Raw genomic sequence first — 20,371 nt, 5'->3', positions numbered from 1 at the left:
TTGCGCTGGCGCTTTGACGGCTTAAGTAAGGGTTTCGACCGGAGCCCTCGACAGCAGAGCCTTTCATGAGCCATTCCCCCGACACGATCTACGGCACCACCATCGTCTCGGTCCGCTCCGGCGGGCGCGTCGCCATTGGCGGCGACGGGCAGGTGACGCTCGGCAACACGGTGATGAAGTCGAATGCGCGCAAGGTGCGCCGGCTCGGCAAGGGCGACGTGATCGGCGGCTTCGCCGGCGCCACGGCCGATGCCTTCACCCTGTTCGAGCGGCTGGAAGCCAAGCTGGAGCAGTATCCCGGCCAGCTGCAGCGCGCCGCGGTGGAACTCGCCAAGGACTGGCGCACCGACCGCTACCTGCGCCGGCTGGAGGCGATGATGATCGTCGCCGACGCCAATGTGACGCTGGTGCTCACCGGAACCGGCGATGTGCTGGAGCCGGAAAACGGCATCGCGGCCATCGGTTCGGGCGGCGGTTTCGCGCTGGCGGCGGCGCGTGCGCTGGCCGATAGCGGGCAGGATGCGCAGGCCATCGTGCGCAAGAGCCTGTCGATCGCCGCCGATATCTGCATCTACACCAACCATAATGTGGTGGTGGAAACCATCGGCTAGCCCGCGCCCGGCGTCCCGCACGGGCCGCCGCACCTGGCCGGGTGCATTTTGAGCTTCCGCCCGCCTCGGCTTACGATCCCGGTCCAGTGCCCCGCGGCTTTGGCCGGGATGACGGCTCCCATCAGAAGACCGGATTCATGACCAATTTCTCACCGCGTGAAATCGTCTCCGAACTCGATCGCTACATTGTCGGCCAGCACAAGGCCAAGCGGGCGGTGGCCATCGCGCTGCGCAACCGCTGGCGGCGGCAGCAGCTGGAGGGCCAGCTGCGCGAGGAGGTTCTGCCCAAGAACATCCTGATGATCGGGCCGACCGGGGTCGGCAAGACCGAGATTTCCCGCCGCCTCGCCAAGCTGGCCGGCGCGCCCTTCCTCAAGGTGGAGGCCACCAAGTTCACCGAGGTCGGCTATGTCGGGCGCGATGTCGAGCAGATCGTGCGCGACCTCGTGGAAGTCGGCATCGGCCTCATCCGCGATGCCCGCCGCAAGGGCGTGGAAGCCAAGGCGCATCTGGCGGCGGAGGAGCGCGTGCTCGACGCGCTGGTCGGCGCCACCGCCTCGCCCGGCACGCGCGAGAGCTTCCGGAAGAAGCTGCGCGACGGGCTGATGGACGACAAGGAAATCGAGATCGAGATCACCTCCGGCGGCGGGCAGGGCATGCCCATGTTCGAAATTCCCGGCATGCCGGGCGCGCAGATGGGCGCCGTCTCGCTGGGCGACATGCTCGGCAAGGCGTTTGGCGGGCGCTCCAAGCCGCGCCGCGTCACCGTGAAGGACGCGCACCCGCTGCTGCTGTCGGAGGAAGCCGACAAATTGATCGACCAGGACGCCATCGTCCAGGAAGCGATCCGCTCGGTGGAGGAGAACGGCATCGTCTTCCTCGACGAGATCGACAAGATCGCCGGCTCGGAGCGGCGCGGCGGTGCGGACGTTTCGCGCGAAGGCGTGCAGCGCGACCTGTTGCCGCTGATCGAGGGCACCACGGTCTCCACCAAGCACGGGCCGGTGAAGACCGACCACATCCTGTTCATCGCCTCCGGCGCCTTCCATGTGTCGAAGCCCTCGGACCTGCTGCCGGAACTTCAGGGTCGCCTGCCGATCCGCGTCGAGCTGGAGGCACTGACCCGCGAGGATTTCACCCGCATCCTCACCGAGACCGAGGCCAGCCTCGTCAAGCAGTCGGTGGCGCTGATGGGCACGGAAGGGGTGGAGCTCTCCATCACCGCCGACGCGGTGGAGGCGATCGCCGACATCGCGGTGCAGGTGAATGCCAGCGTCGAGAATATCGGCGCGCGACGGCTGCAGACGGTGATCGAGCGGGTGCTGGACGACCTGTCCTTCACCGCGCCGGATCGCGCCGGGGAGGTCATCGTGATCGACGGCGCCTATGTGCGCGAGCGCGTGGCGGACCTCGCCGGCAACACGGATCTCAGCCGCTACATCCTCTGAATCGGTTCCGGAATGATCCTGTCGCACCCTCCGCGACCTGCGGGGTGGTTTCACGTGAAACCACCCGTCGCGAGGAGGGCGGTCGCGTCAGCCCGGCCGGCTGAGGATCTTCAGCCGGCCCAGCAGCTCGGCCACAGCGTCGGGCGGCAGGGTGGCGATCTCGCGGGCAAGCAGGTTGGCGAGCTCGGTCGCCTCCGGCGACAGGCCCGCCGTATCCACCACCACGCGCGGATCGGAGATTTCCGCCAGCAGCCGCAGCGCCTCGGCCTCGTCCCAGATGACGTTGAAATAGGCCATGATGCGCTGGAGCATCATGAAGGTCGGCTGGCCGCGCTTGCCGTGCTCCAGCGCCGAGAGATAGGCCGCCGAGACGCCGATCGCCTGCGCCATCTGCGACAGCGTCACGCCGCGCTCGGCGCGCAATTCGCGCATGCGGCGACCGAACGGGGTCATCGCCCGCCCTCCCGTGTCCGGCGCACCCGCACATAGAGCGCGCCTTCCCCGCCATGGCCCCGCCCGGCGGTCTCGAAGCCGATCACCACGGTGCGCAGCTCCGGGGCCGCGAGCCATTGCGGCACCAGCCGCCGCAGCACGCCGCGCCCGCCTTCGCCGTGAAGATAGGCCGAGGCATCGCCTTTCCCGGTGATGACCAGAACGAGCGAGTGGCCCGCGCCCTGCGCGCCGCGCAGGAAGGAAATCAGCCGGCCATGCGCGGCGGCCTGCGTCAGGCCGTGCAGGTCCAGCCGGGCATCGACCTCCGCCCCGCGCGTAAGCCGCCGGCGCATCTTCGGCTCCAGCGGGGCGAGCGGGGTGATGGGTGGACGGGCGGGCAGCGGCGGCATGCGCGCCGGCGGATGGGCCGGCGCCTTGAGCGGCGGAGGCGGACTCTCCGGAGCCGGTTCGGGCGCGACGGCAATCGGCTCCACTGGCTTGACCGGGAGCGGGCGCAGCCGGCTCACGGCGCGGGTGACATGCTCCCACAGCGCCGTCTCCTCCGGCGCCAGCGTGCGCCGGCGTGCGATTCGCACCACGGGTTTCGGCTCCGCCCGCACGCCACTCTTGGCGCCGTTCTTCCCACTTTTCTTCGAGCCGGGTTTCGTACCCGGCCGGCCTTTCCCCTCCCCGCCGTTCATTGCGCGCCCGAAACGTTCGCAGCCGGGGTGACGGGGCGAGGCATCGCGGGCGGAGGGATTGCCGGGCGCGGTTTGGGCAGCGGCACATGGCGGCGCGTGGGGTCGAGCGTGCGCGGCAGCAGCACGACGAACTCGCCGGGATGCTGGATGCGGCCGGCCACCGAGCCGGCCTGCCCGCCGGCGCCGAAGAAGATGTCGGCCCGCGCCGGGCCGACAATGGCCGAGCCGGTATCCTGGGCGATCATCAGCCGGCTGAAACTCTCCAGCGCGCCGCCCTCCCCGGTCGGCAGTTCGGCGGTGATGAAGAAGGGCGTGCCATAGACATGGATGCGCTTGTCCACCGCGATGGCTCGCCCGGCGGCAAGCGGCAATCCCTGCGCGCCCACCGCGCCGTCGCCGGCCTTCAGCTCGCGGGCCACGCGGAAGAAGACATAGGAGCGGTTCTGCCGCATCAGCGCCCGCCCCGCCTCGGGATGCTCGGTGATATAGGCGCGGATCACGTCCATCGACATCTTCTCGCGCGTCACCAGCCCCTGCTCGATGAGGATCCGCCCGACCGGCGTGTAGGGCTGGCCGTTGTGCCCGTCATAGTTCAGCCGCAGCACCTCGCCATCGGCGAGACGCACGCGCACCGAACCCTGGATCTGCGCGAAGAAGGCATCGGCCGGCTCCTTGATCCACACCAGTTCGAGCCCTTTGTCGGCGAGCGCGCCGTCCTCGATGGCGGCGCGGTCGTAATAGGGCACCAGCTGGCCGGAGGCATCGCCCGACGCATCGCTCGAGCCATCGCCCGCCTGGCGGCGAAAGGCCTTGCCGCGATTGGCCGGCTGCCCGCCCGAAGGTGGCGCCTCGAGGATGAGATCCGGCGGGCGGCGGTAAAGCGGGGTCGCATAGTCGTCCGTGCGCACCCGCGAGCCCTCGATCTCCGGCTCGTAATAGCCGGTGAGGAAACCCTGCTTCTGATCGAGCGGGGTGATGCGGAAGGGCCGGAATTCCATCTCGAAAAAGGCCCGCGCCCGGTGTTCCGACACATGGGAGGGCAGATGCGCCGCCCGCCGGCAGATGCCGCGCAAGGCGGTGAACATCGGGCGGGGCGGCGTTACCAAATCGTCTTTGGCTTTGATCACCGTGCAGCTGCGGCGAAAGGCGGCGAGCGCCTCGCCCACGCCGTGGGTCTGCCAGCCCGGCAAATCCCGATAGCTCAAGGGCTCAAGCCCGGCTTCGGGAAAGAGCGGCGGCGGCGGCGGGCTATGGCGGCCGGTGGGCGCTGCCTGCGCAGAACCGCCCTGCCCGGCCGCCGTCAGAAACGGCAATCCGGGCAAAAGCAGCAATCCCGTCAGGACACAGGATGCGAAGGTGATGAGAAGAGGCGCGCGCACCCCGTCATCTTCTCACGAAGCCGCTTCGGTGGCGACCAGCTTCCAGTTCGGGTCGCGCGCCCCGAGGTCGCGCGAGAAGGTCCACACATCGGTCACGTCGACCACCTGGTCGGCATCGCCGTCGATCACCTGCCCGTCGCGGCTGCGCGTGGCCGAGATCAGCTGCGACAGGAAGCGCAGGGTGATCTGGGCGGTGCGACCCTTGACGCCGGCGTCGAGAATGTCCGCGCGGTTGATGCCGACGAACTGCGTTTCCATCTTCTCGCCGCGCTGCTCGCGCTCGGCTATGGCGGCGTTGAAGCCGTCGAACACCTCGCGGGCAAGCAGTTCCTTGAGCGTCGCGCGGTCACCATTGGCGAAGGCGACGACAATCATCTCATAGGCCGAGCGGGCACCGCTGAGAAAATGCTGCACATCAAAGCCGCGCTCCTGGGCGGCGATGGCGTCGAGCCCGTTCGCCACCGCGGAGCCGACCTCCGCCACCCCGGCCCAGCGCGCCGGCAGCGGCGCCTCGGGATCGGCCGGCTCGACCGGCTCGGGCAGGTTGGCCGGCTCGGCCGTACCGGGGAAATTCACCACCTTGTCGGTGGCGCCCGCCGGCGCCTTGGCCGCATCGCGGCGCGAATAGGGATCATAGGGCGGCCGTTCGCGCCCGGTCCTCTGTCCCAGCACGCTGCGCAGCCGTATGAAGATGAATACGGCGAGGGCCAGGAAGATGATCGTATAGATGTCGAACACGTTTCACGCCGCCGTTTTTACCCGCCACCGAAACCGCTTCCGGTAGGGCCCTTGGGACAATGTGGTGCGCACCGCGACCGATTCCAATGGACCCGATCATCCGGCACGCTCCGGTCTATTTACGACGTCCGGCCGATTTCACCAGCCTGCGGATGCCGCAAGGTCATCACTTCATGCGGAAAGCGCGGCTTTCGCCGGCTTTCCCGACCGAGACTAACGGAAGCGTGCCACCGAGGCCAACCCCATCCGCAGGCCCCGCGCCAGTGGCTGCCTTGTGAGCGGGAGGCAACCGTGTTAGCGACACCCGCCCTATCTTGAAGACCGCCGACCTCAGGCAGGATCCAGCGCGCGGCGCCCATGCCGGCGGGGCCTGAAGGGCACCGGCGGACACGGAGACCTTGATGGCCGAGAACGAGAACGCCGCACCGCTGCCCACCCTGCAGGTGCTGACGCAGTACACGAAGGATCTCTCCTTCGAGAATCCCGGCGCGCCGGAAACCCTCGCCATCGGCGGCCAGCCGCAGATCGGCATCCAGATCAACGTGAATGCCCGTCCGATCGGCAGCGAATATGAGGTGGTCCTCAAGATCGACGCCAAGGCCGAGCTGAACGGCAAGACGCTGTTCGCGCTCGAACTCGCCTATGGCGGCATCTTCCGCGCGCAGAACGTGGCGCAGGAGACCATCCACCCCTTCATCATGATCGAATGCCCGCGCATGCTGTTCCCGTTCGCGCGGCAGATCGTCGCCGACACGGTGCGCAATGGCGGCTTCCCGCCGCTGATGATCGATCCGGTGGATTTCGTCACGCTCTACCGCCAGCGCATGGCGCAGGTGCCGCCGAGCGGCGTCCTCGCCTCCTGAAGGCGCGCCTCGACGGCGCCCATTGAGGCGCCCTGCCCTTCTCGCGCGGCCGGGCCGTCACGTCTCGGCCGCGTATTCCTTCCAGATCGCGTTTTCGCCCAGCCCGGCGACAAAGGCCTGGTGCGCGGCGATTTCCTCCGGGCTCAGGCGCGGCGCCAAGGGGCGCGGACGCTGGCGCGGGCCGGCCTCCCGGCGCTCGGCCAGAACCGCCCCGCTTTCCACCACGGTGAGGCTGAGCGCGGTCTGCTTGCCGCCGCACAGTTCGGCATAGACCTCCGCCAGCAATTCGGAATCCAGCAGCGCGCCATGCTTGGTGCGGCGCGAGCTATCGATGCCGTAGCGGGCCATCAGATCGTCGAGCCGGTTCGAGGCGCCCGCATGGCGGCGGCGGGCGAGGCTCAGCGTATCCACCACCCGGTCGAAGGTGAGGGCCGGCCGGCCGAGCCGGGCCAGTTCCGCATTGATGAAGCCGATGTCGAAGGCCGCGTTGTGGATCACCAGCGGGTCGCCCTGGATGAAGGCGAGGAAGTCATCCACGACCTGGGCGAAGAGCGGCTTGTCCGACAGGAACTCGCGCGACAGGCCGTGAACGTTGAACGCCTCCACCGGCATGTCGCGCTCGGGGTTCAGGTAGACATGGTAGACTTGGCCGGTCGGGATGCGGTTGAGGATCTCGACGCAGCCGATTTCCACCAGCCGGTCGCCGGTCAGCGGGTTAAGGCCGGTGGTCTCGGTATCGAGGACGATCTCACGCATCTGTCTTCTTCCTGCGCAGGCGGGCGATGAGTTCGGCGACCGCCGTCCGGGCGGGCTCCAGCCCATGGCCGGTATCGATGATGTAGTCGGCCCGGCGGCGTTTTTCCGCGTCGGGCATCTGCCGCGACAGGATCGCCGCGAATTTCTCATCCGTCATGCCCGGACGCGCCAGAACCCGGGCGCGCTGCACCGATTCCGGCGCGGTGACCACGAGAACGGCGTCGACCCGCTCCTGCGTCCCCGTTTCCAGCAGCAGCGGGATGTCGAGCACGGCGATCGCCTCACCCGCCGCGGCCGCCGCGTCGAGAAAAGCGCGCTCGCGCGCTCGCACCAAAGGATGGACGATGGCCTCCAGCCGCTTCATCGCCGCCGGATCGCCCAGCACATGGGCGCCCAGCCGGGTGCGATCGACCTGCCCGCCGCTCACCACACCGGGAAAGGCGGCCTCCACCGGCGCCACCCCTTCCGCGCCGTATATGGCATGCACGGCCGCATCGGCATCATGGACCGGCACGCCGAAGTCGCGGAAAAACGCAGCGGTGGTCGACTTGCCCATGCCGATCGAGCCGGTGAGGCCGAGGCGGAAGGGGCGCCCCGCCGGGCGCTCGTCGCTCACGTCAGCTGGCCCTTGGCCGCCAGATCGGCAACAAGGCGGGCGCGCAGTTCGCCCGTCACCTGCGGGCGCACGCCGAACCAGCGCTCGAAGCCGGGCACGGCCTGGTGCAGCAGCATGCCGAGCCCGTCGACGGTCTTGAGCCCGCGCGCCTTGGCCGCCGTCAAGAGCGGCGTCTCCAGCGGCACATAGACGATGTCCGTCACCAAGGCGTCGGGGGAGAGGGCGGACAGGTCGATATCGAGCGGCGGCTGGCCCTTCATGCCGAGCGAGGTGGTGTTGACCAAAAGGCGGCAGCCATTCAGCCGGCCGGCAAGGTCGCGCCAGTCGATGGCGTGCACGCGCGGGCCGAATTGCGCGCGCAGTGCCTCGGCCCTTGCCAGCGTCCGGTTGGCAACCACCACCCGGTCGATGCCCCGCGTGACGAGACCGTGAACGACGGCCCGCGCCGCGCCGCCGGCACCCAGCACCACCGCCTCGCCCAGCGCCCGCGCCCATTGCGGCTCGCCGGCATCGAGATTGGCGAGAAAACCGTGCACATCGGTATTGGCGCCGTGCAGAACGCCCTCCGCCAGCCACAGCGTATTCACCGCCCCCAGCGCCGCCGCGACCGGATCGAGTTCCCGCGCCGCGCGGAAGGCTGCTTCCTTGTGCGGCACCGTCACATTGCCGCCGACCAGCCCGCTGGCGGCGAAATCCGCGAGAAAGCCGGAGATCGCGGCGGGCGGCACGTCGCGCAGGCCATAGCTGCCGTCAATGCCGTGCTTTTCCAGCCAGTAGCCATGGATGAGCGGCGAGCGCGAATGGGCGATGGGGTGGCCGATAACGGCGGCGCGGCGGGTCACAGCAGGTCTCCCTGACGCCGCAGAAAGGCCAGGAGCGGCAGCAGCGGCAGGCCGAGAATCACGGAATGGTCGCCCTCGATCCGCTCGAACAGGTGGATGCCGAGCCCTTCCAGCTGATAGCCGCCGACACTGGTGGACACCGCCTCCCCGGCCGCCGTCAGATAGGCCTCGATCGCGGCGTCATCGAGCTCCCGCATGCTGAGAAAGGCGGTTTCCATGCATCCGAACAGGATGTTCCCATCCCGCGCGACGGCGATCGCCGCATGAAGCGCATGGGTGTGGCCGGCCAGCCGGCGGATCTGCGCCTTCGCGCCGGCACGGTCCGCCGGCTTGTGAAAGGCCTCGACGCCCAGCGCCAGCGTCTGGTCGGCGCCGATCACCAGCCGGCCGGGGCGCATCCGGCTGCCGGCCAGCGCCTTGGCCCGCGCCAGCACGCTGGCGACCTCGGCCGGGCCAGCCCCCGAGCCAACAGCATCGGCTTCCAGCCCCCGCTCGTCCACATCCACGCCGAACGCCTCGTGCGGTAGCCGGGCGGCGTCCAGCAGGGCGCGCCGTGCCGGGCTCTTGGAGGCCAGCACCAGCGGGGCGCCACCGCGCCAGAGCGGATTGGGCGCGTGGGGCTCCGGCGGCGATTCCGGCACCTGGATTTCACACACGCGCTCAGCCACCGGTGCTCTCGGAGATACGGCGCCGATGCTCCTGCAGCAGGCCGATAATGGCGGCGGCGGTTTCCTCGATCGAGCGGCGCGTGACATCGATCACCGGCCAGCCATGCCTGGCGCAGAGCCGGCGCGAGAAGCTGATTTCCTCCGCCACCGATTCGCGATCGATATAGGCGTCGTTGGGCTGGTTGGCATTCAGCCCGAGCAGCCGGTTGCGGCGGATCTCGATCACCCGCTCGGCACTGGCCACCAGCCCCACCACGAGCGGGCGCTTCAGGTCCGACAGACCAGGAGGCACGGGGATGTTGGGCACCAGCGGGATATTGGCGGTCTTGATGCCGCGATTGGCGAGATAGATGCTGGTTGGCGTCTTGGAGGAGCGGGAAATGCCGAGCAGCACCACGTCCGCCCCCTCCAGCCCGTCCGTATGCTGCCCGTCATCATGCATGACGGTGTAGTTCATCGCGTCGATGCGGCGGAAATATTCGCCGTCCAGCTGGTGCTGGCCGCCCACGCGCGGCTCCGGCGCGCCACCAATATAGGCCTGGAACAGCCGCACCACCGGCGCCAGAACCGAGAGCACCGGCACGCTGTTGGTCTGGCAATAGGTCTTCAGCCGGTTGCGCAATTCCGGATCGGTCAGCGTGTAGAGCACGATGCCCGGACATTCCTCGATCGCCTGAATGGCCTTGTCGAGCTGCTTGTGGGTTCGCACCAGCGGATAGATGTGTTCGATCGGCCGGACCGAGCTGTATTGCGCCGCCGCCGCCCGGCCGACGCTGATCAGCGTCTCGCCGGTGGAATCCGAGACGAGGTGCAAGTGGTAATAGCTTTCCGACTCGCGGGTCGCGTCAGTCACGCCGGTCATCCACAGGCCTGTGTATGGAATGGGAACAAGCCACGTGGCAGAGCGGTTAGCAAGTGCGGCCTGGGGACAGAGGCGCGTTCTCTCCACAGGGCCGGCCGCTGTGCGAATCTTTACGCACCGTCCGGCGAACTGCGTGGATAAATCGCAGGCTCCGCGCAAGCCACTGACAATGGTAGGATTCGCCCGGCGGCGCGGCGCGGCGCGAGCGGGTCGGCCTGGGGACGGCTTGTGGTGCGGCAGGAACCTGTCTAATGCCCTCACCTAAACACAGACAACTCTTAGTCAAAGAGATTAATTAAGTATGAATGGGCAGGGGAAAAGCGAAGCGGGTGAACGGGTCGTGAAGCGAGTGCTCGACGGGCATGTCGCGGCTCGCACTCCGATCTGGATGATGCGCCAGGCGGGACGCTACCTGCCGGAATACCGGGCGGTGCGCGAGAAGGCCGGCGATTTTCTCACCCTCTGCTACACACCCAACCACGCGGTCGAGGTCACCCTGCAGCCGATCCGCCGCTTCGGCTTCGACGCCGCGATCCTGTTTTCCGACATCCTAGTCGTGCCACATGCGCTCGGCGTCGATCTCAGCTTCGAGGCGGGCGAGGGGCCAAGGCTCAGCCGGACCACCAATCACACGGAACTCAACGCGCTGCGGGACGATCTCGATCCCAGCCGCATAGAACGCGTGCTGGAGGCCGTGGGGCGCATCCGGGAGGAACTGCCCCGCGAAACCACGCTGCTCGGCTTCTGCGGGGCTCCCTGGACCGTGGCGACCTATATGGTGGCCGGGCGAGGAACGCCGGACCAGGGGCCGGCCCGGCTGGCGTCTCTCACCGACCCGGCATTCTTCGAGGCGCTGATCGACCGGCTGGTCGAGACCTCCGCGCGCTATCTCATCGGCCAGCTCAAGGCCGGGGCGGACGCGGTGCAGATCTTCGACAGCTGGGCGGGGGTGCTTGACCCGGAATCCTTCCGCCGCTGGAGCATCGAGCCGATCCGCCGCATCGTGGCGCTGGTTCGCGCGCAAGTGCCGGATGCGCGCATCATCGCCTTCCCCAAGGGGGCGACGCTGGCCGGGCTCACCGAACTGGTGCTTGCCACCGGCGTCAATGCCGTGGGGCTGGACTGGACGGTGGAACGGCGGCAAACCCGCCTGGCGGTGGGCGGTCGCGTGGCGTTGCAGGGCAATCTCGACCCGCTGGTGCTGATCGCCGGCGGGACGGCGCTCGATGCGGCCGTCGACGCGCTGGTGGAGGATTTCCACGGCGCGGCGCATATCTTCAATCTCGGGCATGGCATCCGCCCGGAGACGCCGATCGCCCATGTGGAACGGATGATCGCCCGGCTGCGCGGCTGAGGCCGGCGAAGGGCGGGCAGGCGACGGGCCGCCAGAGACGGGTCGCAAGGGACAGGGCGATGCTCTACGACTGGATCAAGGCGCTGCACGTCATCGCCATCATTTCCTGGATGGCGGGCCTGCTCTATCTGCCGCGGCTCATGGTCTATCACTGCGCCGCGCCGGCGGGTTCGGCCCAGTCGGAAACCTTCAAGGTCATGGAGCGGCGCCTGCTCAAGGCGATCATGAACCCGGCCATGATCGTCGCCTGGCTCGCCGGCCTCTATCTCGCCTGGGAGGGCGGCTGGTATCGCGTCGGCTGGTTCCACGCGAAATTTGCGGCCGTGCTCGCGATGAGCGCCTTTCACGGGTTCCTGTCGGCGCGGGTGCGGGAGTTTGCCAGCGATGCCAATGTGAGGTCGGCACGGTTCTACCGGATCGCCAACGAGATTCCGACGCTGCTGATGATCGCCATCGTCATTCTGGTCATCGTAAAGCCATTTTGATCGGCTTGAAGCAGCACAGGCAGGCTTGCGCCGAATCGTGGCTTTGCCTATGTTGCCTTCACTTCCACGAAGCTGGCTGACGCTCCGCTTTGCTCGGCACCTCCCCGGTGTCGATGGTGTGTCGGACAGGAGGCCGGATCTGATGCCGGCCGTGTCCTCAGACCAGCGCTTCTCATCCTTTTCGTCCCGTCGGCTTGTTCAGGCTCGGACGGGATAATTCCAACTTCCGAGGCCTTTTCCCATGGGGGAAATGAAGCTCCAGGACCTCAAGTCCAAAAATCCGGCCGAACTGCTCGTCTTCGCGGAAGAGCTGGAGGTCGAGAATGCCAGCACGCTGCGCAAGCAGGAGCTGATGTTCGCCATTCTCAAGCAGCTGGCCGCCAAGGACACCGATATCATCGGCGAAGGCGTCGTCGAGATTCTCTCCGACGGCTTCGGCTTCCTGCGCTCGCCGGATGCCAACTACCTGCCCGGGCCGGACGATATCTATGTCTCGCCCAGCCAGATCCGTCGTTTTGGCCTGCGCACCGGCGATACGGTGGAGGGGCAGATTCGTTCGCCGAAGGATGGCGAGCGCTATTTCGCGCTTCTCAAGGTCAACACGATCAATTTCGAAGACCCCGAGAAGATCCGGCACAAGATCAATTTCGACAATCTGACGCCGCTCTACCCGGACGAGCGCTTCAAGCTCGAGATCGAGGATCCGACCCGCAAGGATTTCTCGGCCCGCATCATCGATGTGGTGGCCCCCATCGGCAAGGGCCAGCGCGCGCTCATCGTGGCACCGCCGCGCACCGGCAAGACCGTGCTGCTGCAGAACATCGCGCAGTCGATCACCACCAACCATCCCGAGTGCTACCTCATCGTGCTGCTCATCGACGAGCGGCCGGAGGAAGTCACCGACATGCAGCGCTCCGTGCGCGGCGAGGTAGTGTCCTCCACCTTCGACGAGCCGGCGCAGCGTCATGTACAGGTCGCCGAGATGGTGATCGAGAAGGCCAAGCGCCTTGTCGAGCACAAGCGCGACGTCGTCATCCTGCTCGATTCGATCACCCGCCTCGGGCGCGCCTACAACACCGTCGTGCCGTCCTCGGGCAAGGTGCTGACCGGCGGTGTCGACGCCAATGCCCTGCAGCGCCCCAAGCGCTTCTTCGGCGCGGCGCGCAACATCGAGGAGGGCGGCTCGCTGACCATCATCGCCACGGCGCTGATCGAGACCGGGTCGCGCATGGACGAGGTGATCTTCGAAGAGTTCAAGGGCACCGGCAATTCCGAGGTCATCCTCGACCGCAAGGTGTCGGACAAGCGCGTCTTCCCGGCGCTCGACATCACCCGCTCGGGCACCCGCAAGGAAGAACTGCTCGTGCCGAGCGACGTGCTGAAGAAGATGTATGTTCTCCGGCGCATTCTCAACCCGATGGGCACGGTCGACGCCATCGAGTTCCTGCTCGACAAGCTGCGCCAGACCAAGACCAATGCCGACTTCTTCGACTCCATGAATACCTGAGGCACATCGAACAGCGCGTGAGCGGGGAGGGCGGCAGGATGAAGCGTCTCATCGAGACTCTCGCCGCTCTCCCTCTGCTGGCGCTGCCGGGCGGTTCGGTCGCTCTGGCCGGCGTCGCCGAGCGAGAGCCGCCTTCCGCCGTATTGTGGCTGCTCGTCATCGGCATTGCGGCGCTGAGTTGGGTGATGGCTTGCCGCCGCTGGTGGCTACCACTGGCGATCTGGGTACCGGCCGCGCTGTTCATCTCCAGCCTCATCGCCGATGTCGCCGACCCGGTGATCGGGCCGGCGCTGCGGGAGGAACTGGGGCTCGGCTACATCCTGCAGCTCGACCTCGCCGGGGCGCTGGTTCTCGTGCTGCCGCTGATGGTCGCCAATATGTGGTTCACCCGCCGGGAGTGAACCTGCCATCCCACACGTGAAACGTGTTGGATGCTCTGGATACGATCCAGGATTTTAAATCGCTGCCGAAACGATGCCTCGCGCAGATGACTCAGGACGGCCGTTTCGGCTCCGCTCCGATCCATTCATCGTGAGAAGGCTCGTCGCCGCCAGCGGTCATTTCTGGCGATCTGGCGGGGTGGGGGTGTTTTTCTCCCCATCTTATCCACAGACCTCCCCACAGGCGGGGCAGATGACGGGCGCTCCGGTATCTGCGGAGTCCGTCGCGGAATTTCTGAGAGTCTCGAAGCTTTCGCCCGGACCATCGGGCGATCCACCCGTCGCATCCCCACTGTTCAGACGCCGCGCGCCACCATCCGCTTTTGCCGGAGGACGGCCGAGACCTCTTCAGGCCTCCGCCACCCGTTCTCTCATCACCAGATCCACCAGTTGAGACGTCTCCGTCACCGGTAGCGAGCAGCTCGCTCCGGCGCAGTAGAACGCGGCGGGCGAGCCAGCCTCGGCCTTGGCGCGGGCGGGATGATCGGCGGGCAGGGCGGTAGCATCGCTCACGCGCTGGATCACGATGTCGACACGCGGCAGCCGGAACGCTGCCTGCGCCAGCGCATCGGCGCGCTCCCCGCTGCCGACGATGACGATTTCCGGCCCCCGCAGCCGGGTGTCGAGCGCGTTGAGCAGGCCGGCATGGCTATAGAGCGACGGCGCGGCGCGCGGCAGCAATCCCTCGAACAGGCGGTCGGCGCGGGCGCGATAGGCCTCATCCCCGGTGAGGGCGGCGAGGCGGAGGAGATTGCGGGCGATCAGCGCGTTGGGGTTGGTGACGGCGTCATCGGCCGTCGCCTCGGGGCGCAGCAGCAGGCCCTCGGCATCGTCGGCGGTGAGGTAATAGCCGCCATCCTCCGCGCCGTGATGCGCCTCCAGCGCCGCCTGCCAGGCGATGGCTTGCGCGCGATAACCGGGCTCGCCGGTGGCCTGATGCAGCGCCAGCGCGGCCCGCACCATGGCCGCATAGTCGGAGGAGAGGCCGGGGAACACCAGCTGGCCCTGCCGCCAGCTATGGCCAAGCCGCTCGCCGCGCGTCATCGATTCGGCGATGAAACGAAAGGCCGTCGCCGCCAGATCGATCCATTCCGGCCGGCCGAGGCGATGGGCGGCATCGGCCAGCGCGGCGATCATCAGCCCGTTCCAGTCGGCCAGCACCTTGTCGTCGCGGCCGGGCGGGACGCGGGTTTCGCGCAGCTTCAGCAGCTTGTCGCGCAGCAGGGCGAGGCGCAGATCATCGCTGCCCGAGCGCTCCACCTCCTTCAGCCGGTTCGGGATCGAAACGCCTTCCCAGTTGCCGAAGGGCACAATGTCGTAGTGCCGGGCGAAGAACTCGGCATCCTCGGCGCCCAGCGCATCCAGCACTTGGCGAAGGGTCCACACATAATAGCGCCCCTCATGGCCTTCCGAATCCGCATCCAGGCTGGCGGCGAAGGCACCGTCTTGCGTCAGCATCTCGCGCTGAAGCCAGCCCACCGTCTCTTCCGCGCGGGCGCGGAACAGGTCGGCCAGCGTCTCGGAATAGGCGAGGGCGAGCAGTTCGAGGATCTGCGCATTGTCGTAGAGCATCTTCTCGAAATGCGGCACCAGCCAGCGCTCGTCGACGCTGTAGCGGGCATAGCCGCCGCCGATATGATCGTAGATGCCGCCCTCGCTCATGCCGTCCAGCGCGTGCAGCGCGGCATTGCGCAGCCGCTCGCGCCCGGTGCGCTCATAGGCGCGCCAGAGCAGCTCGATGAACGGCGTGTTGGGAAATTTCGGTGAACCCTGCAGGCCGCCATGCTCGGGATCCATGATGCCGAGGATCTGCCCGGCGACGTCATCGAGCTCATTGACGCCGATCACCACCTGGCCCGCCGGCCGCGCCTTCTGCCGCAGCCGCCCGAGCAGCGCCTCACGGTTGGACGCAATGCGCGGGTCTCCCGAGGCATAGGCGCCCGCCATGGTCCGGAGCACCTCGACAAAGGCCGGCTGTCCGTATTTTGCCTCCCGGGGGAAATAGGTGCCGCCCCAGAAGGGGGCGCCTTCGGCATCGAGGAACATGGTCATCGGCCAGCCGCCTTGCACGCCCAGCTGTTGCAGGGCCGACATGTAGATCTGGTCGACCTCCGGGCGTTCCTCGCGATCCACCTTGATGTTCACGAACAGCTCGTTCATCACGCTGGCGGTGGCCGCATCCTCGAAGCTTTCATGCGCCATGACATGGCACCAGTGGCAAGCCGCATAGCCGATGGAGAGCAGCACGGGCCGGCCGCTGCGCCGGGCCTCCGCAAAGGCCTCGGGCTGCCATTGCCACCAGTCGACAGGATTGTCCTTGTGCTGCAGGAGATAGGGGCTCGCGGCATGCTCAAGACGGTTCGGCAAGGCGTCTCTCCGGCATCGGGGAAGGGTGTGGGGCAGCGGATCGCGCAGGCGGTTCCGTTCACAGAGATAGGGCGTAGCGGGTGAGTGTGCAGCAGGAAAGCGCAAATCGGGCCGAGACCATCGCGGCGGTGTCCTCCGGCACGGGGGCGTCGGCGGTCGCGGTGCTCCGGATTTCCGGGCCGCAGGCGGGGCCCGCGTTGCGGGCGCTGGCCGGCGGGTTGCCGGAGCCGCGCCGGGCCCGGTTGGCCACGCTGCGCCACCCCGGTGATGGCACGGCGCTCGATAAGGGACTGGTGCTGTGGTTTCCCGGCCCGCGCAGCGCGACCGGCGAGGATCTGGCCGAACTGCAGGTCCATGGCGGGCCGGCCGTGGTGGCGGCGGTCCTCAATGCGCTGTTCACTCAGGAGGGCCTCCGCCCAGCCGAGCGCGGGGAGTTCTCGCGCCGCGCCTTTCTCAACGGCCGGATGGACCTCACCGAGGCCGAGGGACTGGCCGACCTCATTTCGGCGGAGACCGAGGGGCAACGCCGCCTCGCCTTCGCCCATGCGTTCGGCCATCTCGGCCAGCGGGTGGAGGCGTGGCGTTTACGTCTCATTCGCGCCATGGCGTTGATCGAGGCGGGCATCGACTTCGCGGACGAGGACGATGTTCCGGCCGAGGCGCGGGCGCTGGCCCGGCCCGAGTTGGTGGCGCTGCTCGGCGAATTGGAGGCCGCCCTGGCCGATCGGCGCGGCGCGATGCTGCGCGAGGGTGCCGTGGTGGCGATCGCCGGCCTGCCCAATGCCGGCAAGTCCTCGCTCATCAACGCGCTGGCGGCGCGCGAGGTCGCCATCGTCTCCGATGAGCCGGGCACCACGCGCGATGTGCTGGAGGTGTCGCTCGACCTCGGCGGCCACAAGGTCACGCTGCTCGACACGGCGGGCTTGCGCGAGGCCGAAGGCAAGGTGGAGGCAGAGGGCATCCGTCGCGCCCGCCATCGCATCGCGCAGGCCGATCTCGTGCTGTGGGTGCATGACGCCGCCGCCGGCCGGCCTCCGTTCGACCGACCGGATATCGACGCGGCCGCCGCAGGGGCGCTGTGGCTGGTCGCCAACAAGATCGACGCGACGGCTGGGGGCGACGATACGGTGCCGGGCTGGGCCGAACGCCGGCTGGCGCTGTCGGCCGCGACCGGCGCGGGTGTTGACGGGCTGGTCGATGCGCTGGCCGGTTTCGTCGGAACGCACGCCGCAGGCGCCGATCATCCCGCGCTGATCCGCGAGCGGCACCGGCAGGACGCGGCGGAGGCGGCTTCACATGTGCGGGCCGCCATGAGCGGCTGGGATGCCTTGAGCGATGAACTGCTGGCGGAAGAGTTGCGGCTGGCCGCCCGCGCGCTCGGGCGGATGACTGGTGTCATCGGAGTTGAGGATGTGCTCGACGTCGTGTTCCGGGAATTCTGCATCGGCAAGTGATGCGAGGCCGGTGGCCGGGCGCGCCCGCAGACCCGGATGGGATCGCGCCGCGTTTCACGTGAAACAGAGGCCCTTCATCCCACTCGATTCGCCGACGGAATGTTTCACGTGAAACCGCGTTCCGAGCCCGTGACCGAACCTCAACCCCGTGGCGCTTGACGCGGGGGCGGGGACAGGGCTTTGTGCCGCCATCGCCGCAGCTCGCCAGGAGCCGCCGCCCGTCATCCCAGACATTGCCAGACATCGCCGGACCCATGACGCATCAGGCTGATCTTTCCTTCGACGTCGTCGTCATCGGCGGCGGTCACGCTGGTACGGAAGCCGCCGCCGCCGCCGCGAGGCTGGGGGCGCGCACGGCGCTGGTCACGCATTCGCGCGCCACGATCGGCACGATGTCGTGCAACCCGGCGATTGGTGGGCTCGGCAAGGGCCATCTGGTGCGCGAAATCGATGCGCTGGACGGGCTGATGGGCCGCGTGGCCGACCAGGGCGGCATTCAGTTTCGGGTGCTGAACCGGCGCAAGGGCCCGGCCGTGCGCGGCCCGCGGGCCCAGGCCGACCGCAAGCTTTACGCGCAGGCGATGCAGCGCGAGATCGATTCGCAGCCGAACCTATCTGTTGTGGAAGGGGAGGCGAATGAACTCCTGCTGCGCGAAGGCCGCGTTGCCGGCCTCCGGCTGCTCGACGGTCGGACGATGTCGGCCGGCGCCGTGGTGGTGACGACCGGCACCTTCCTCAACGGGCTCATCCATATCGGCGACCGGCAGATGCCGGCGGGGCGCATGGGCGAGGCCCCGGCGCGCGGTCTCTCGGGCTCGCTCGCGCGTCTGGGCCTGGCGCTCGGCCGACTGAAGACCGGCACGCCGCCGCGCCTCGATGGCCGCACCATTGATTGGGCGGGGCTGGACATGCAGGACGGCGATACGCCGCCCGAACCGTTCTCGACGCTCACGGCGGCCATCACCAACCCGCAGATTCAGTGCGGCATCACCCGCACCACGCCGGCGACGCATGAGGTCATCCGCGCCAACATCGCGCGGTCGGCGATGTATTCGGGGAACATCCAGAGCGTTGGCCCGCGCTATTGCCCCTCGATCGAGGACAAGATCGTCCGCTTCGGCGAGCGTGACGGGCACCAGATCTTCCTGGAGCCGGAGGGTCTGGACGACCCGACCGTCTATCCCAACGGCATTTCCACCTCGTTGCCGGAGGACGCGCAGCTCGCCTTGCTCGCAACGATTCCGGGGCTCGAGCGGGTGCGCATGCTGCGGCCCGGCTATGCCATCGAATATGATCATGTCGATCCGCGCGAGCTGGAGCCGACGCTGGAGGCCCGCAAGGCGCGGGGACTGTTCCTCGCTGGCCAGATCAACGGCACGACGGGCTATGAGGAGGCGGCCGCCCAGGGGCTGGTGGCGGGGCTGAACGCCGCCCGTCGCGCCGATGGCGCGGATGGTGTCACCTTCGACCGCGCCGAGGCCTATATCGGCGTGATGATCGATGATCTGGTGACGCGGGGTGTGAGCGAACCCTATCGCATGTTCACCTCGCGAGCGGAATATCGCCTGTCGCTACGCGCCGATAATGCCGACCAGCGCCTGACCGGGCGCGGCGAGACGCTCGGGCTGGTCGGTGTCGCGCGGCGGACCCACTTCGCGATCAAGAGCGGCGCGCTCGCGCGGGTGCGGGAATGGAGCGGCTCGGTCTCGCTGACGCCGGGGGAGGGCGACCGGCACGGACTGGCCCTCAACCGCGACGGTCAGCGGCGCAGCGCCTTCGACCTGCTGTCCTACCCGCATGTGGCGTGGGCCGACATCTGCCGCATCTGGCCCGAGGCTGCGGGCGAGGATCCGCGCATCGGCGAGCAGCTGGAGATCGATGCCAAATATGCGGTCTATCTCCACCGCCAGGAGGCGGATATCGCGACCTTCCGGCGTGACGAGGCCGCAGCCTTGCCGGAACTCGATTATCGCTCCGTCGCGGGTCTCTCCAATGAGATCAAGGCCAAGCTGGATTCGATTCGGCCCCGTACCATTGGTCAGGCGGGCCGGATCGACGGGATGACGCCGGCGGCGCTGGCGCTGCTGGCGGCGCATGCGCGGCGGGCGCGATAGGGCCGGGCGCGCTATAGTTGCCCCATGAACGCGAATGATTCGAAAGCGCCTGACCCGTCCGGCCCTTCCTCCACCGACGCCGCTCTCTCCGACCGCGCCCAGGCGCTGCGACTGACCCCTGTTTCACGTGAAACAGAGGACCGGCTCGCCGCCATCGTCGCGCTGCTGGAGAAGTGGCAGCGCACTATCAACCTGGTCGCGCCGGCGAGCCTACCGCGGGTGTGGACCCGCCATGTCGCCGACTCGCTGCAGCTCGTGCCGCTCGCGGGGGAGGCGCGGCGCTGGGTCGATCTCGGCTCCGGCGGCGGGTTTCCCGGCCTGGTCGTCGCCGCCGTGCTGGCGGAGCGGGCGGGCGCGGATGTGACGCTGGTGGAGAGCGACACACGCAAGGCGGCCTTCCTGCGCGAGGCGGCGCGGATCGCCGAACTGCCGGTGACGGTGCTGCCGGCCCGCATCGAGCAGGTGGCGGCCCGGATCGCTGCCGGCGTCGAGATTGTCTCGGCCCGCGCGCTTGCACCATTGCCGCGCCTGCTGGAGCTTGCGCATCCTTTCCTTGCGCAAGGAGCGGTGGGTCTGTTTCTGAAAGGTCAAGATGTTGATAACGAATTGACCGAGTCAGCTAAATCTTGGAGAATCAACAGCAGAATTCAGGAGAGTCTGACCGATCGCGGCGGGCGTATCCTGATTGTCGACGCCGCGACGCCGCTGAAATCGGCACCGTGATGGCTTGTCCA

20 protein-coding genes are annotated in these 20,371 nt (G+C 68.1%); 10 read left to right on the top strand and 10 right to left on the bottom strand.

The features are described 5' to 3' along the window. Nucleotides 1–65: 65 nt before the first annotated feature. Both hslV and hslU read left to right on the top strand, forming a co-directional pair. On the top strand, nt 66–611 hold the full coding sequence (hslV, locus tag FHS55_RS05855) for an ATP-dependent protease subunit HslV (protein WP_183188777.1): 546 nt from the start codon (nt 66–68) through the stop codon (nt 609–611). A gap of 137 nt (nt 612–748) precedes the next feature. Next, nucleotides 749–2,059: an ATP-dependent protease ATPase subunit HslU gene (gene hslU / locus FHS55_RS05850; RefSeq protein ID WP_183188776.1), complete on the top strand. Its 1,311-nt coding sequence runs from the start codon at nt 749–751 to the stop codon at nt 2,057–2,059. An 87-nt stretch (nt 2,060–2,146) separates the two neighbouring features. On the opposite strand, the gene FHS55_RS05845 is transcribed toward hslU, so the two are convergent. From FHS55_RS05845 to FHS55_RS05830, 4 genes are all read right to left on the bottom strand, one after another. Next, nucleotides 2,147–2,512, bottom strand: a complete 366-nt coding sequence (locus FHS55_RS05845; protein WP_183188775.1) for a helix-turn-helix domain-containing protein — start codon at nt 2,510–2,512, stop codon at nt 2,147–2,149. After that, on the bottom strand, nt 2,509–3,090 hold the full coding sequence (locus FHS55_RS05840; protein WP_343056009.1) for a Smr/MutS family protein: 582 nt from the start codon (nt 3,088–3,090) through the stop codon (nt 2,509–2,511). The genes FHS55_RS05845 and FHS55_RS05840 overlap by 4 nt, the downstream gene beginning before the upstream one ends. A 98-nt stretch (nt 3,091–3,188) precedes the next feature. Further along, nucleotides 3,189–4,397 (bottom strand): murein transglycosylase A, encoded by a 1,209-nt coding sequence (gene mltA, locus FHS55_RS05835; protein WP_246339891.1) that lies wholly within the window; start codon nt 4,395–4,397, stop codon nt 3,189–3,191. Between the two features lie 186 nt (nt 4,398–4,583). Then, nucleotides 4,584–5,309, bottom strand: coding sequence for a Tim44/TimA family putative adaptor protein (locus tag FHS55_RS05830; RefSeq protein WP_183188772.1), 726 nt, complete (start codon nt 5,307–5,309; stop codon nt 4,584–4,586). A gap of 401 nt (nt 5,310–5,710) precedes the next feature. On the opposite strand from FHS55_RS05830, the gene secB reads away from it, so the two are divergent. Continuing rightward, complete coding sequence (secB, locus tag FHS55_RS05825; protein ID WP_183188771.1) at nt 5,711–6,172, top strand: protein-export chaperone SecB; 462 nt, start codon at nt 5,711–5,713, stop codon at nt 6,170–6,172. A gap of 57 nt (nt 6,173–6,229) precedes the next feature. Here the strand turns inward: secB and dnaQ are convergent, their stop codons facing one another. The 5 genes from dnaQ to FHS55_RS05800 are packed head-to-tail and all read right to left on the bottom strand — an operon-like array spanning nt 6,230 to nt 9,916. Then, nucleotides 6,230–6,928, bottom strand: coding sequence for a DNA polymerase III subunit epsilon (gene dnaQ, locus FHS55_RS05820; protein ID WP_183188770.1), 699 nt, complete (start codon nt 6,926–6,928; stop codon nt 6,230–6,232). Further along, nucleotides 6,921–7,544: a dephospho-CoA kinase gene (coaE, locus tag FHS55_RS05815; protein ID WP_343056008.1), complete on the bottom strand. Its 624-nt coding sequence runs from the start codon at nt 7,542–7,544 to the stop codon at nt 6,921–6,923. The genes dnaQ and coaE overlap by 8 nt, the downstream gene beginning before the upstream one ends. Then, nucleotides 7,541–8,386 carry a shikimate dehydrogenase gene (locus tag FHS55_RS05810; RefSeq protein WP_183188769.1) on the bottom strand — a complete coding sequence of 282 codons (846 nt, stop codon included), beginning with the start codon at nt 8,384–8,386 and terminating at the stop codon, nt 7,541–7,543. Before FHS55_RS05810 ends, coaE begins: the two co-directional genes overlap by 4 nt. Further along, entirely contained in the window at nt 8,383–9,027 is a 645-nt protein-coding gene (locus tag FHS55_RS05805; RefSeq protein ID WP_343056068.1) for a Maf family protein, read from the bottom strand. The genes FHS55_RS05810 and FHS55_RS05805 overlap by 4 nt, the downstream gene beginning before the upstream one ends. Before the next feature lie 19 nt (nt 9,028–9,046). After that, entirely contained in the window at nt 9,047–9,916 is an 870-nt protein-coding gene (locus FHS55_RS05800) for a pyruvate, water dikinase regulatory protein (protein WP_183188767.1), read from the bottom strand. Between the two features lie 340 nt (nt 9,917–10,256). Between FHS55_RS05800 and hemE the strand changes: the two genes are divergently transcribed. The 4 genes from hemE to FHS55_RS05780 all read left to right on the top strand — a co-directional run bounded on the left by hemE (nt 10,257) and on the right by FHS55_RS05780 (nt 13,663). Continuing rightward, entirely contained in the window at nt 10,257–11,270 is a 1,014-nt protein-coding gene (hemE, locus tag FHS55_RS05795) for a uroporphyrinogen decarboxylase (RefSeq protein WP_425485786.1), read from the top strand. A gap of 59 nt (nt 11,271–11,329) precedes the next feature. Next, nucleotides 11,330–11,755: a protoporphyrinogen oxidase HemJ gene (gene hemJ, locus FHS55_RS05790; protein ID WP_183188765.1), complete on the top strand. Its 426-nt coding sequence runs from the start codon at nt 11,330–11,332 to the stop codon at nt 11,753–11,755. A gap of 241 nt (nt 11,756–11,996) precedes the next feature. Next, the gene (gene rho / locus FHS55_RS05785; protein WP_183188764.1) at nt 11,997–13,262 is read left to right on the top strand and encodes a transcription termination factor Rho; all 1,266 of its coding nucleotides are present in this window, start codon (nt 11,997–11,999) and stop codon (nt 13,260–13,262) included. A gap of 38 nt (nt 13,263–13,300) precedes the next feature. Further along, nucleotides 13,301–13,663, top strand: a complete 363-nt coding sequence (locus FHS55_RS05780; protein WP_183188763.1) for a hypothetical protein — start codon at nt 13,301–13,303, stop codon at nt 13,661–13,663. Nucleotides 13,664–14,050: 387 nt separating this feature from the next. On the opposite strand, the gene FHS55_RS05775 is transcribed toward FHS55_RS05780, so the two are convergent. After that, nucleotides 14,051–16,069: a thioredoxin domain-containing protein gene (locus FHS55_RS05775; RefSeq protein ID WP_183188762.1), complete on the bottom strand. Its 2,019-nt coding sequence runs from the start codon at nt 16,067–16,069 to the stop codon at nt 14,051–14,053. 80 nt (nt 16,070–16,149) lie between these two features. Between FHS55_RS05775 and mnmE the strand changes: the two genes are divergently transcribed. From mnmE to rsmG, 3 genes are all read left to right on the top strand, one after another. Beyond that, nucleotides 16,150–17,523: a tRNA uridine-5-carboxymethylaminomethyl(34) synthesis GTPase MnmE gene (gene mnmE, locus FHS55_RS05770; RefSeq protein ID WP_183188761.1), complete on the top strand. Its 1,374-nt coding sequence runs from the start codon at nt 16,150–16,152 to the stop codon at nt 17,521–17,523. Between the two features lie 254 nt (nt 17,524–17,777). Beyond that, nucleotides 17,778–19,637: a tRNA uridine-5-carboxymethylaminomethyl(34) synthesis enzyme MnmG gene (mnmG, locus tag FHS55_RS05765; RefSeq protein WP_183188760.1), complete on the top strand. Its 1,860-nt coding sequence runs from the start codon at nt 17,778–17,780 to the stop codon at nt 19,635–19,637. 24 nt (nt 19,638–19,661) lie between these two features. Beyond that, nucleotides 19,662–20,360: a 16S rRNA (guanine(527)-N(7))-methyltransferase RsmG gene (gene rsmG / locus FHS55_RS05760; protein ID WP_183188759.1), complete on the top strand. Its 699-nt coding sequence runs from the start codon at nt 19,662–19,664 to the stop codon at nt 20,358–20,360. Nucleotides 20,361–20,371: the final 11 nt, after the last annotated feature.

The sequence above is a fragment of the Ancylobacter tetraedralis genome, assembly GCF_014195655.1.
Classification (GTDB): domain Bacteria; phylum Pseudomonadota; class Alphaproteobacteria; order Rhizobiales; family Xanthobacteraceae; genus Ancylobacter; species Ancylobacter tetraedralis.
The sequence above is the reverse complement of the archived record's forward strand: the minus strand, read 5'-3'. Positions and strand labels throughout refer to the sequence as shown.

Excerpts from the sequence above, each read along its gene's own strand:
- FHS55_RS05845 (WP_183188775.1), bottom strand. The coding sequence starts at position 2,512 with ATGACCCCGTTCGGTCGCCGCATGCGCGAATTGCGCGCCGAGCGCGGC.
- rsmG (WP_183188759.1), top strand. The coding sequence starts at position 19,662 with ATGAACGCGAATGATTCGAAAGCGCCTGACCCGTCCGGCCCTTCCTCC.
- dnaQ (WP_183188770.1), bottom strand. The coding sequence starts at position 6,928 with ATGCGTGAGATCGTCCTCGATACCGAGACCACCGGCCTTAACCCGCTG.
- FHS55_RS05780 (WP_183188763.1), top strand. The coding sequence starts at position 13,301 with ATGAAGCGTCTCATCGAGACTCTCGCCGCTCTCCCTCTGCTGGCGCTG.
- FHS55_RS05800 (WP_183188767.1), bottom strand. The coding sequence starts at position 9,916 with ATGACCGGCGTGACTGACGCGACCCGCGAGTCGGAAAGCTATTACCAC.
- hemJ (WP_183188765.1), top strand. The coding sequence starts at position 11,330 with ATGCTCTACGACTGGATCAAGGCGCTGCACGTCATCGCCATCATTTCC.
- secB (WP_183188771.1), top strand. The coding sequence starts at position 5,711 with ATGGCCGAGAACGAGAACGCCGCACCGCTGCCCACCCTGCAGGTGCTG.
- mnmG (WP_183188760.1), top strand. The coding sequence starts at position 17,778 with ATGACGCATCAGGCTGATCTTTCCTTCGACGTCGTCGTCATCGGCGGC.
- rho (WP_183188764.1), top strand. The coding sequence starts at position 11,997 with ATGGGGGAAATGAAGCTCCAGGACCTCAAGTCCAAAAATCCGGCCGAA.
- hslV (WP_183188777.1), top strand. The coding sequence starts at position 66 with ATGAGCCATTCCCCCGACACGATCTACGGCACCACCATCGTCTCGGTC.
- hslU (WP_183188776.1), top strand. The coding sequence starts at position 749 with ATGACCAATTTCTCACCGCGTGAAATCGTCTCCGAACTCGATCGCTAC.